Source organism: Dyadobacter flavalbus (genome assembly GCF_006149045.1).
Taxonomy (GTDB): domain Bacteria; phylum Bacteroidota; class Bacteroidia; order Cytophagales; family Spirosomataceae; genus Dyadobacter; species Dyadobacter flavalbus.
In genome coordinates this window covers 1-12131 of sequence record NZ_VBSN01000010.1, presented here as the reverse complement: position 1 = coordinate 12131, position 12131 = coordinate 1, and the positions used below count along the sequence as shown (strand labels likewise).

General features: G+C 45.4%; 7 protein-coding genes and 1 tRNA gene. 3 read left to right on the top strand and 5 right to left on the bottom strand.

Annotated elements, in window-relative coordinates; translation table 11 throughout:
* Positions 1–22: 22 nt before the first annotated feature.
* The gene (locus FEM33_RS00875; protein ID WP_139010235.1) at positions 23–4615 is read right to left on the bottom strand and encodes a translocation/assembly module TamB domain-containing protein; all 4593 of its coding nucleotides are present in this window, start codon (positions 4613–4615) and stop codon (positions 23–25) included.
* 70 nt (positions 4616–4685) lie between these two features.
* Here FEM33_RS00875 and tsaD point away from each other — a divergent pair, with 70 nt between their 5' ends.
* Both tsaD and FEM33_RS00865 read left to right on the top strand, forming a co-directional pair.
* The gene (gene tsaD, locus FEM33_RS00870) at positions 4686–5684 is read left to right on the top strand and encodes a tRNA (adenosine(37)-N6)-threonylcarbamoyltransferase complex transferase subunit TsaD (protein ID WP_139010234.1); all 999 of its coding nucleotides are present in this window, start codon (positions 4686–4688) and stop codon (positions 5682–5684) included.
* Positions 5685–5715: 31 nt separating this feature from the next.
* The gene (locus tag FEM33_RS00865; protein WP_139010233.1) at positions 5716–6513 is read left to right on the top strand and encodes an MOSC domain-containing protein; all 798 of its coding nucleotides are present in this window, start codon (positions 5716–5718) and stop codon (positions 6511–6513) included.
* A 51-nt stretch (positions 6514–6564) separates the two neighbouring features.
* Here FEM33_RS00865 and lpxA read toward each other — a convergent pair whose 3' ends face one another.
* The 4 genes from lpxA to FEM33_RS00845 all read right to left on the bottom strand — a co-directional run bounded on the left by lpxA (position 6565) and on the right by FEM33_RS00845 (position 11170).
* Entirely contained in the window at positions 6565–7377 is an 813-nt protein-coding gene (gene lpxA / locus FEM33_RS00860; protein ID WP_139010232.1) for an acyl-ACP--UDP-N-acetylglucosamine O-acyltransferase, read from the bottom strand.
* Positions 7374–8765, bottom strand: a complete 1392-nt coding sequence (locus tag FEM33_RS00855) for a bifunctional UDP-3-O-[3-hydroxymyristoyl] N-acetylglucosamine deacetylase/3-hydroxyacyl-ACP dehydratase (RefSeq protein ID WP_139010231.1) — start codon at positions 8763–8765, stop codon at positions 7374–7376. Before FEM33_RS00855 ends, lpxA begins: the two co-directional genes overlap by 4 nt.
* A 38-nt stretch (positions 8766–8803) precedes the next feature.
* Positions 8804–9853, bottom strand: coding sequence for a UDP-3-O-(3-hydroxymyristoyl)glucosamine N-acyltransferase (gene lpxD, locus FEM33_RS00850; protein ID WP_139010230.1), 1050 nt, complete (start codon positions 9851–9853; stop codon positions 8804–8806).
* 81 nt (positions 9854–9934) lie between these two features.
* Complete coding sequence (locus FEM33_RS00845; RefSeq protein WP_139010229.1) at positions 9935–11170, bottom strand: HD domain-containing protein; 1236 nt, start codon at positions 11168–11170, stop codon at positions 9935–9937.
* A gap of 218 nt (positions 11171–11388) precedes the next feature.
* Between FEM33_RS00845 and FEM33_RS00840 the strand changes: the two genes are divergently transcribed.
* Positions 11389–11462, top strand: a tRNA-Ile gene (locus FEM33_RS00840).
* Positions 11463–12131 lie beyond the last annotated feature (669 nt).

Sequence of the window (12131 nt, the reverse complement as noted above, 5' to 3'; positions counted from 1 at the left end):
TTTCACATTTTACTTTTCACATCTAACGCGGAGCTCCCTTTGTAGTCAGCAGCTTTTTCCCGGACGTATCCTGACGAACAGAATCCGGTGCAATTGTGTAAGGTATTTTAACCTCAGGCTTCGGCATTGGTGTAAAGCGGTTGAAACTGTGCGTAAACTGCATGCTTACGCCGCCCGTTGTTACGGTGTTATTGAGTGAAAACGGATTCTGTATATTGCGGTTATATGCTTTTACCCGGACAGATCCATTGCGGTTCAGCCAGTATTCCAATGTCCATTCACCCAGCAGACTGGCCGCGTCGTACTGCGTGGTGCCGGCCTGCGTTCCCGATGCGAAACGCCCGTCCCGTGTAACCCTGAAACGGTCATTCAGAAAACGGTATGAGAAACGCAGCTGAAGATTCGTCAATGCATTCTGATCCAGCGAAAGCCCGGAAACGCCGACTTCCAGATTTTCATTGATTCCCGAGGCCCAGCGGCTGATCTGGTTGGAAACAAGCTCACTGATGCTGCTTCCCAGAAAACTCTGGCCACCGATCGTAGCCAGACTGCTTTCCGGAAGCAACTGATTAACCACCAGCAAACTGCTGACCTGACGGCTTAATTCCTGTTCATCGGATTTCAGTTTGTTCTGAAAAGCCTCAAGTTGTCCGCGGTAAGCGCTCAATGAAGGATTGTCAAGAATCTTAAGATCATAATGTATGGACGGTGACATCAGCCCTTCCGATAAGCCGATGGTTACTTCCACAGGATAACGCCTTGAAAGCACATCATTTCCAGTTGTATTTACGGAACCGGTATTCGGAAGAACGCCGACCAGAGAAACCAATTGCGTGTAACCTGCCTTTACATCCAGCTGGGCTCCGTAAGGATCGCCGGACCACACAATCCTGCTTCCGGGCTTGATGCTGAACTTTTTGTTAATTACATTCTGAAGCGTAAAGTTGTACTCTCCTTTTTCAATTTCATACGTTCCGGCCATGGTGAAATCGCCTTCGGTATCAATGTTCAGGTTGAGCCTGCCGCTTCCGTTGCCGCGGATGATATCGCCCGTCTGCCGGTCAAATATAATTTCGCAGGTTGCATCCGGCGTAAGGTTGAAGTTGAAATCCATCTTGATCCCGCCGGAAACCTGCCCGCGGAAGACAGAATCGGCTGCACTCATGCTTGTACTGTCCCGAACCGGCATTTTGCTGACGAATTGTATATAATCCTGCGTAGCTACTTCTGTGGCTCCGTCCAGCGGAATGTAAATTCTCGTGTTCTTGTTGCTCGTAACGTTTGCTTCAATGTTCAGTTTGTCAATAGGCCCGAAAACACTGACCGGCCCTGTTACATATGCCGTTCCGTAAAAGGTGTCGTTATCCTGAAACGTTGTATTTAAGATTTTGAAGTTCTGCAGGTCCGCACTAAAGCCGAGCGAAAAATATTTGAAACCGTCATGATAAACGCCGCCCCGGACTGTTGCCGTATTTCCGTCCTCATCCGTCAGTAAAATGTTGCTGGCCGTAATTTCACTTTCGGTAAAATTGATTTTGTCGCTGAAAGTAAAAACAGACTGGAGATAATCAAACTTCATACGGCCGTTTTCCACCATCAGAGATCCTTCCAGAACCGGCGCATTGACAATGCCTTTGATCAGAACCGTTCCCTGCGCACTTCCACTGATATCGGAAACCAGTCCTTCCGTAAATGGTTCGAGCGACTTGAAATCGATATGGTTGAAAATGGCTTTCAGGTTCAGCGTATTGGCAGCCAGTTTGGGACGGTAAGCGCCGGTCAGGTTAAAAACCCTTCTTGCATTTTTGCTTAACTGAGCGTCAATCTGCAACTCGCTGGTTACAGGGTCCCAGTCGCTTGTTCCGGATAAATTTCCGAATTCGTACTGGCCGTAGCCAAGACTTTCTATGTTGAAACCCGCATCCAGCATGGCGCTGTTGTAAATATCCCGGATCCTGGCAGTTCCGTCCATGATTCCGGCAAGCTGCGTATTGAAAACCGGATTGAGACTTCCGAGTCTAAAGTTTTTCACGTCCAGCGTCAGGCTTTTTTCAGGATCGTCGGAAGCTGTTCCGCTCAGGAAAATCCTTTGTTTGCCGCTGACAAAACCGACATTTGAAAAGGTAACGCTTTTTCCGACAATGGAAATAAGACTTTCGGAAGGCACATTCCATGTTTCATCCAGCAAGTTAAGCCTTGAATTGGTAAATCCGATGTCAAGCCCGGCCGGCAAAAACCTGATTTCTCCTGCCAGATTTGCCAGATTCGTACTTTTGGCCTGGTGAATTGCGCCATTGAAATCAATATGGTCAACGTCCCAGGTTCCTTCTAGTTCCAGCTTCTCGGTAGGCACCAGCACGCTGATCTGCTGCTGATCCGAAGTTACAAGAATGGACGCGAGGACTTCGGCGCTGTTTACAAATTTGGAAGTCGTTACATCCACTTCCGACTTTACAAACTGGTTTGTACCGTACCGCAAAGTATCGGATATGGCGTTAAACGTCAGGAAAGCCGTATTATCCATCTTGAAAGTCCCTTCCGCCTTCGCGCCTCTGGAAACATAAATATCCGGGCTAAGAAATGCCAGGAACCTGGAAAGATTTCTGGATTCCACTTCATAATCTATTTGGTAGCGTTTGACGGATTCAATCGGCTTGCGCGCATAGTATTCCGTTCTGTTTGCTTCATTTTCAAAAAAGTACAGTTTATATTCTTCCAGTACCCGGCTTATATCTTTCCAGGCTTCTGTCGGCAGAAAATTTCCTTCTGCCTTTGCGGACACGAACTCGCTTTCAAGCTGAAGCGTGCGTTTGTCGAGCTGCTGAATGGAGGAAAAAACCAGCGTGTCAATAACAAGGTTTCTTTCCTGATTGGTCATTAAAAGGTAAGTATCCAGCAATTTGGCATCGCCGGTAAGTTCGTCTACCGTATTGCCGGAAAGATTTACATTCAGCTGCGTTCTTAACGTAACCGGTTCTTTTACAAAGCCCAGTTCTTTCAGATTTGCTCTTTCAACTACGCCCTGAAGATCAAATGAATTCCGGGGTTTTGACAGATCAAATTCTCCTTCCAGATTTACTATAAAGTTGCTGTCCTTTACACTGACCTGCCCGTTGAAATACTGGTTCTGAAGATTGCCGTCCAGCCGGATGTTGGTATAATCGTAGTTTCTGAATCCGACACGCCGTACAAGTGCATTCATATCAGCGGATGCAAACTGCAGTTCAAGGCCTTTGCCTGCAACTTTACCTTCAAAGTCCAGTTCCTGCCAAGTTTCTTTTTGATCCAGCAACGTTCCGAGTTCAAAACCGGCCGTTTTTACTTCACCCGTGTAAGTTGTGGTCCGGGCATCCGTAATATGAAAATCCAGATCGCCTGAAAGTTTGCCGAGGCTGGAAGAAGAATTGGCATTGATCACAAAATCGTCCAGCGTTCCCTTGAAAGTGCCGTCCAGCAAAGTAAGCCCGAATTTCTGCAGCGTCTGATGTTCTTTCCATTCCGGATAATACTGAACCAGATCCAGCGGATTGATCTTGGAAAGTGACAAACGGATATTCATTTTCACACCTTCAATTTCCGGAAGTCCTTTAAAGCCTAGATCGCCGACAATCCGGCTTCCTTTTCCAAAATGCAGGTCGGCATCGGAAAGCATAAAGTCATCCACTTTCCCGTTAAAATCACCTGAAACATGCCACGTTTCGTTAAGCCGGTCCACATAGCTCGAAAACAAACCCAGATCTTTTGAACTGATGCGGCTTCCTGTCAGATGACCTTTCATCCGCACTTTATGGTTGAAATCGCCCAGTTCACCGGAACGGTTGTAATAAAAAATAATCTCGTCTTTCAGAAAGGAATTGCCGATGTTTGCTTCCAGCTCTTTGAGCTCCATTTTTTTCTGGCAAAACAGGAAACGCGTATCCAGATTATGAATTTCCAGTTTGGTTTGCCTGTCCAATGCTTTCAGGTTTCTTGCAGAAAATACAATGGTATCGCCCTGAAGCAGAAAATTTTTCAGCTCGCCGTTCAGCTTGTTCAGCTCAAAATGAGAATAATCAAAAGTTCTGGGATTCCTGTCCCGTTTTTTCCTCGGATCGTTGTAGTGAAAAGTACCGTCAATGATTTTTGATTTGCCGATGATAAAAGGAATGTTGTTTTCCGGAGCATTGGCCGGCTTGGGTACTGCAGGCGCGGTAAGCCGGTTGATGCTGGCAATAAACCCGTCCATGTTCAGCGAGCCCGTTTCAGGAACGACCGCAAGATGAACATTGGGCTGAAACAGATTGACCTCATCCAGATAAATCTGTCTGGAAGCATTGTCAATGATATTATTAATGTCAAGATTAACGTCAATCCTGCCGACATCGATCATTTGCGCCTGACTGGAATCTTTTACAGAAATTCCTTCCAGCGATACCACATCAAACCATTTGATATTGACTTTCTGGATCGTAATCGGGTAACCAAGTTTCTGGGAAATATTGCCGGCCGCAGTCTGAACTGCCCAGGTCTGAACAGAAGGCAGCTGAAGTGCAATGGTAGCAATTCCCAGCGCAAGCAGCGCGAAGATGATAACGACGATCAAACCATTGCCAAAAGCCTTCAGGAATTTCAACATATACGGCTTCGCAGCAGGATACTGCTTATCTTAGTGTTAATTGCTTAAATTTGGGAATATTTTCATCCGTATGAACATCCTCGCCATTGAATCGTCTTGCGACGAAACCTCCGCAGCCGTAATAACTAACGGGAAAATCTGCTCCAATGTTGTTGCCACACAACTCATTCATACACAATACGGCGGTGTTGTCCCTGAACTGGCTTCCCGGGCTCATCAACAACATGTTTTACCGGTTGTGGATAAAGCATTGAATGATGCAAAAGTAACAAAAAAAGACCTGGATGCCATTGCTTTTACAAAGGGACCGGGTTTATTAGGCGCTTTACTGGTCGGAACTTCCTTTGCAAAATCCATGGCGCTCGGGCTCAACATTCCGCTGATTGCCGTAAATCACATGCAGGCGCACGTTATGGCACATTTTATTGATGAGCCGAAACCTTCTTTTCCCTTTTTGTGCCTTACGGTAAGCGGCGGGCACACTCAAATTGTAAAAATTACCGCGCCTTTGCAAATGGAAATTATCGGGGAAACCAGAGATGACGCCGTTGGCGAGGCATTTGACAAAACGGCCAAATTGCTGGATCTTCCTTATCCGGGCGGGCCGTTGATCGATAAGTATGCTGCCGCCGGAGACCCGAATGCATTTCCGTTTCCGCTTCCAGAAATGCCCGGACTGGATTTTTCATTCAGCGGCATTAAAACTTCTTTTATGTATTTTCTTCAAAAACGTGTACGGGAAAATCCTGATTTTATTCAGCAGAACTTGCCGGATATTTGTGCAAGCATCCAGTTTACATTGATTGATATTCTTTTAAAGAAACTTAAAAAAGCTGCAAAGGAAACAGGCATTTCCCAGATTGCCATTGCCGGCGGCGTTTCTGCTAATTCCGGTCTGCGGAAATCTTTACAGGAACTGGGTGAAAAAATGAACTGGAAAGTTTTTGTTCCGGCATTTGAATATTGCACCGATAATGCGGCCATGATTGCCATGGCGGCACATTATAAATTCCTGGAAAACGATTTCAGCGATCAGACCGTCAGTCCGATGGCGAGAATGGATTTTTAAAGCAAAGCAGTATCTTACACTTTTATAAAAAATGATCTTATCCGAAATCTGGATTTATCCGGTCAAATCACTGGGCGGAATCAGGCTTACCGAAGCACATACGGAAGAAAAAGGGTTGCAGTACGATCGCCGCTGGATGATTGTGGATGAAAACGGCATGTTTCAGACGCAGCGTTTTTCACCTGAAATGGCTTTGATCGATGTTACGCTGCAAGCCGGCGGACTGAAAATTTTCAGCCGTGACAATCCGGAAAACCATACCATTGCTCCGTTTGAACCGGTTTCAGAAGAAACGATTTCTGTAAAAGTATGGAATGATGTTGTGGATGCTGTAACCGTCAGTAATGCCGCGGATCAATGGCTCAGCAATCAGCTTGGCAAAAAAGTAAGACTTGTGATGATGCCTGAAAATACACAGCGCAAAGCCGACCCGCATTATGCCCGGCATGATGAGAACGTAAGTTTTGCTGATGGTTTCCCATATCTGGTCATTTCACAGGCTTCTCTGGACGACCTGAATTCCAGACTTGCCGAACCTGTCAGCATGGCGCGGTTCCGGCCCAATTTTGTCATTACCGGCACCAAACCTTTTGCAGAGGATGAATGGAAAAGCATTACAATCGGCAACGCCGCTTTTGAAGTCGTAAAACCCTGCGCAAGATGCATTATGACTACGATAAATCAAAAAACGGCCGAAAAAGGCGCTGAGCCGCTGAAAACGTTGTCAACGTACCGGAAAATAAATAATAAGATCTTATTCGGGCAGAATGTTGTTGCCGCTGCTTTCGGGACTGTAAAGGCAGGTGATGAAGTTACAGTAACGCAGTAAACTAAAAAGAGCTTCCGTTTCCGAAAGCTCTTTTCAACATTTAAAATATTTTCAGGACTGTGCTTCTGCTTCGCTGGCACCGTTTGTCTGAAACGGGCTTTTCATAATTCCCCTTTCCGAATTCCGGATAAAATTGATGACGACATCGCGTTCATTGGAGGGCGGCAGTTCCAGCTCTATTTTCTGCAGGGCTTCTGCATTGTTCAGCCCGCGCATGTATATGTAACGGTAAATATTCTGGATCTCAACAATTTTTTCATTGCTGTAACCTCTTCTGCGCAAACCCACCGAGTTGATACCGGCGTAGGAAATAGGTTCGCGGGCAGCTTTGGTAAAAGGCGGAACATCTTTGCGGACCAGCGTAGCACCGGAAACAAAAGCATGCGAACCGATTTTAACAAACTGATGCACCGCACTTAACGCACTTACAATTGCCCAGTCGCCGACATGTACGTGGCCGGCCATCTGTACATTATTTCCTATAATACAATTATTTCCTACACGACAGTCATGCGCCACGTGGGCATAGGCCATGATCAGACAGTCGGAGCCGACTACTGTTTTCCAGTGTTCTTCCGTTCCTCTGCTGATGGTTGCATATTCGCGGATTGTCGTATTATCGCCAATGATGGTTAAAGTATATTCATTGTTATACTTCAGATCCTGCGGCGTTGCAGAAATTACAGCACCGGGAAAAATCCGGCAGTTCTTTCCAATTCTTGCACCGGAATTGATAACGGCGTGTGATCCTATCCACGTGCCTTCACCGATTTCTACATCAGGATGGATCATCGCGAAAGGTTCTATCACTACATCCTGACCGATCTTCGCGTCAGGATGAATATATGCTAATGCTTGAGTCATTTTTTCTTTACCAGGCTTGCTATCATATCTGCTTCACACACCAGTTGTCCGGCTACGTATCCCCGGCCACTCATTTTTACAATCCCGCGCTTCATCGGAGAAGTAAATTCACATTTGAAAATTACCGTGTCGCCCGGAAACACATTGCGGCGGAAGCGGCATGCATCAATTCCGATAAGGTAAGGCCAGTAATTATCCGGATCGGGAACACTGGTTAAAACAAGTATTCCACCGGTTTGCGCCATGGCTTCCAGCTGCAGTACGCCAGGCATTACAGGATTTCCCGGAAAGTGTCCAAGAAAAAACTGCTCGTTAATCGTAACATTTTTCACTCCGACCACGCTGTTTTCATCCAGTGCAATGATCTTGTCAATCATCTGGAACGGATACCGGTGCGCAAGCAATTGCCCAATCTGATTAATATCGAATATGGGGGCTTTGTTCGGATCGTACTGTGGAATATCTCCTTTACCGGATTTGATCAGCTTCTTGATCTTTTTCGCCAATGCAACATTGGCTGCATGTCCGGGCCGGGCTGCAAGTATCTGTGCTTTTATAGGTCGTCCCACAAGGGCAAGATCTCCGATCAGATCCAGCAATTTATGCCGGGCCATTTCATTGGGATAATGCAGCTCAACGTTGTTCAGTATACCTTTTGACTTGTTTACACTGACTTTCGGCTTGCTCAGAAGCTGCGACAAATGATCCAGTTCCCCGTCCTGCACTTCGCGGTCCACAATGACGATTGCATTGGTAAGATCACCGCCTTTGATCAGGTTCTGACGGTATAATGCTTCCAGTTCATGAAGAAAGACAAAAGTCCGGCATTCGGCAATATCATCTTTAAACAACGTAATATCGTTGAGCGAAGCATGCTGGCTGCTGATGACGGTGGAATTGTAATCCACCATAACGGTAAGCCGGTAATCGGACAGCGGCAATGCTACCAGTTCGGTATCTTTTTCCTTGTTGATGTAATGTACGTATTCGGGAACTTCAAAGTAATTGCGGTAGGCATTCTGCTCTTCAATGCCCGCATCCTGCAATGCATCCACAAACTTGATGGAACTGCCGTCCATAATGGGCGGTTCGGGGCCGTCGAGCTGGATCAGTACGTTATCGATCTGCAATCCTACAAGCGCGGCAAGTGTATGCTCAACGGTATGTATCCGGGCGCCGTTCTGTTCAATGGTGGTACCGCGGGACAAATCTACTACATTATCAACATCTGCATCTACAATGGGCTGGCCGGGTAAGTCAACACGCTGAAACTTGTATCCGTGATTGGCCGGTGCAGGAACAAAAGTCATGGTTGCGACGACACCTGTATGTAAACCCACTCCTGTAACGGATACAGACTTAGAAATGGTTTGTTGTTTTTCGTTCATTATATAATATCCTTTTCTACTTAAAGGCGCGTTGGAATTTAGTCTCTTTCCTGGAAGTCGGACGTTTCACGATTACTTTCCAGATCTTTCAGTCTTTCTTCCATTTCAGGAAGTCTTCTTACCAGAGCCATGGATCTCAAATGTTCATTCAAATCTCTTGCCGGCGATCCCGACAAGGAAAGCCCTTCTTTTTTAATGGATTTACCCAGTCCGCTCTGCGCACCGATTTTGGTGTTTTTGGCAACTGAAATATGTCCGACGATACCAACCTGGCCAGCAATTACGCATTGTTCGCCAATGGTTGTAGAACCTGAAATGCCGGCTTGTGCCGCAATTACGGTATTTTTTCCAATTTCGACATTATGTGCAATCTGGACCAGATTATCAATTTTAACTCCTTTTCTGATAATCGTGGAACCCATTGTCGCGCAATCGATCGTCGTATTCGAACCGATACTTACATCATCTTCTATCACGACATTGCCAAGCTGGGGAATTGCCTTGTAGGTTCCGTCCGCCTGCGGTGCAAACCCGAAACCGTCACCGCCGATTACACAGTTTGCAAAAATGGTGCAGTTTTTACCGATTACGGTATTGTCATAAATTTTTACGCCAGGATGAACGACAGAATGGTCCCCTATTTCGGTATTATCTCCGATATACGTGTTCGGATAGATTTTGACGCTGTTTCCAATGACGCAGTTTTTACCTATATAAGAGAAGGCACCGCGGTAACAACCTTCACCCGTCGTGCTGTTTTCACCAATAAAGCTGGGCTGTTCCACACCACGTTTTTCGTTGCCGATGCGCTTCTGATATTCTTCCAAAAGGATTGTAAATGCCGTATAAGCATTATCAACATAAATGAGCGTTGCTGCAATTTCTTTCTTCGGCGTAAAGTCCCTGTTTACAATAACGGCCGAAGACTGAGTGGAATATATGTAAGACTCGTATTTACTATTGGCCAAAAATGAAATACATCCCGGACGCCCTTCTTCAATTTTAGCAGCCGAATCAATTGTAATTTTATCATCTCCAACAATGGTTCCATCAAGCATCTGAGCAATCTCGCTGACAGTAAATTTCATATTTTTCGGCTAATTTCGGGTAACGTATTTCGAGTATGTAATAAAATCTGTTATAAAGTCTCCTTCTTGTAATGATCCTGACTAACCACGCAAAGATACATTTTTACCCCAACATACATAGTACTTGCGCACAATCTTAGTAAGCGCCTCAATGGTTGGAATGTCGGATGCATCTGCAATATCGAGCAAGTCGCCGTTCTTCATTTTAACGCGGATCGGATCCTGTTCCTTGGCGTAAGCCCAGTTTGTGGTCTCTCCGGTGACAAGAAAATAAGGCACTTCGCTTTCGGAAATACCGGAATGTAAAAGTTGTTCCCGCAGCTGATCAAGCAGTTCCGGCTCCGGCGGACTGTCATAAAAATTGATTTTAAACAGATTTCTGTTCAGCAACATTCCGGACAGCTTTGACAAAACCGGATCGCTGTGCGTTTTCCATCCTTTTACCGAAGCCCATACGTCGTTATCGTCCAATCCGTTGAATGATTCCAGCAAATCGGTACTGACATCAAAATCCGTAATGGAAAACCTGTTCTTCAGGAATCGGGCAAAGTCGGGCGTAGCAAAGAGCTCTTCCCCGCTTTCCGACAGTTCTCTGGCTCTGTAAAGAATCTGTGTAAGCATGGCCTGTGCGCTCAGCAATGTTTTATGTAAATAAACCTGCCAGTACATCAGCCGCCGTGAATGCAGGAAATTTTCAATGCTGAGCAATCCTTTTTCTTCCACAACCAGCTGATCTTTGCTGATATCGAGCATTTTAATAAGCCGGTCGGCACCGATGGAACCTTCTATAACGCCCGTGTAAAAGCTGTCCCTGTTCAGATAATCCATGCGGTCCATATCCAGCTGGCTTGAAATCATCTGATGAAAAAACCTTCTGGGATAAGTTCCTTCAAACATCTGGATGGCAATATCCAGCCTGCCGTTCATCTGACGGTTCAGTTCTTTCATCATGACGAGTGTGATGGATTCGTGCGGTACGCCGGGCAGCATAACACTTTCCAGAACATGGGAAAACGGGCCGTGGCCAAGGTCGTGCAAAAGAATGGCAACCTGCGCAGCTTCCAGCTCCGGCTCCCATATAAGATGGCCTTTTTCCTGAAGAACCTTCAGGGCCTGCCCCATCAGGTGCATGGCACCGAGCGCATGATGAAAGCGGGTATGCAGTGCTCCCGGGTACACCATATCGGCCAATCCCAATTGCTTGATCCTTCTAAGCCGTTGAAAATAAGGGTGTTCAACAAGATCATAAAGCAGATCAGAATAGATGGATATAAATCCGTAAACCGGATCGTTGATAATTTTCCTTTTGTTCAAGATTAATTTTAGGCAGATTAGTTATGTAGCAACGGACAAAAGTACTTATTCTTATCATAATCGTTTGGAGATTTAATTCGTTTCACTAATTTTGCACTCCGATCCAGCCAACAGCTGGATTAAAATTTAAGGGCCTACAGCTCATTCGGTTAGAGCAACTGACCGCGCGGCAGCCGCTCACAATCAGCAGGTGCCGGACTCAGCATCAGGTTAAAATTTAAGGGCCTATAGCTCATTCGGTTAGAGCAACTGACTCATAATCAGTAGGTGCCTGGTTCGATCCCAGGTGGGCCCACTTGAAAATCAAGGACTTAGCTAAAAAAGCCAAGTCCTTTTTTGTTTAATTGCAATAAAAGTTGCAATAGTTTTTTTGGAGGGAAGCAGTTTGCACGACGTCAAACTAAAACTTTCATGATTATCTATTTTATTGCAACCGATTTTTCTTCTTGAAGCTGTCATTAACAACTTATGTTCGATGAAGAGCTTAACATAAAGGTTGATGTATTTAGCAAATTACTCCAGTCCCAATAGTATGCAAGAAGTCGTTCGTTCAAATCTGATATGATAACAGTGCTAGCTCATTGTACTCGCTTGTTTCATACCACCGTACTTTCTAGCTCTAACAATAAACTTCCGATTTCTGAATCGCTGATAGTAACGGTTCCAGCATCTTAATAAGTTACGGGAAATCCTGGCAGCACCCAAGATCTGTTTTTTGAATACATTCCAATTCTGTACAGTCCAATAATCTGCCGATTGACCAAACCGGTTTTTGACTTTTTGACTTCTTCACATAAATTGCTGTAATCCGTGCGGTTATGAATTAATGTCAAGCTATTTCTATACAACAATCAATTAACTATTTGAAAAAGAGCTGTTTGAAAACAAAGTAATCAACTCGTCTTGACTTAAATCCAAAGCTGCTAAACGCCGTTGCACTTGCCGGATGCCAGCTTTCTTGGTT

What these genes read in the sequence shown, in the direction of transcription:
- FEM33_RS00875 (WP_139010235.1), bottom strand. Translation starts at nt 4,615, where the DNA reads ATGTTGAAATTCCTGAAGGCTTTTGGCAATGGTTTGATCGTCGTTATC.
- tsaD (WP_139010234.1), top strand. Translation starts at nt 4,686, where the DNA reads ATGAACATCCTCGCCATTGAATCGTCTTGCGACGAAACCTCCGCAGCC.
- FEM33_RS00865 (WP_139010233.1), top strand. Translation starts at nt 5,716, where the DNA reads ATGATCTTATCCGAAATCTGGATTTATCCGGTCAAATCACTGGGCGGA.
- lpxA (WP_139010232.1), bottom strand. Translation starts at nt 7,377, where the DNA reads ATGACTCAAGCATTAGCATATATTCATCCTGACGCGAAGATCGGTCAG.
- FEM33_RS00855 (WP_139010231.1), bottom strand. Translation starts at nt 8,765, where the DNA reads ATGAACGAAAAACAACAAACCATTTCTAAGTCTGTATCCGTTACAGGA.
- lpxD (WP_139010230.1), bottom strand. Translation starts at nt 9,853, where the DNA reads ATGAAATTTACTGTCAGCGAGATTGCTCAGATGCTTGATGGAACCATT.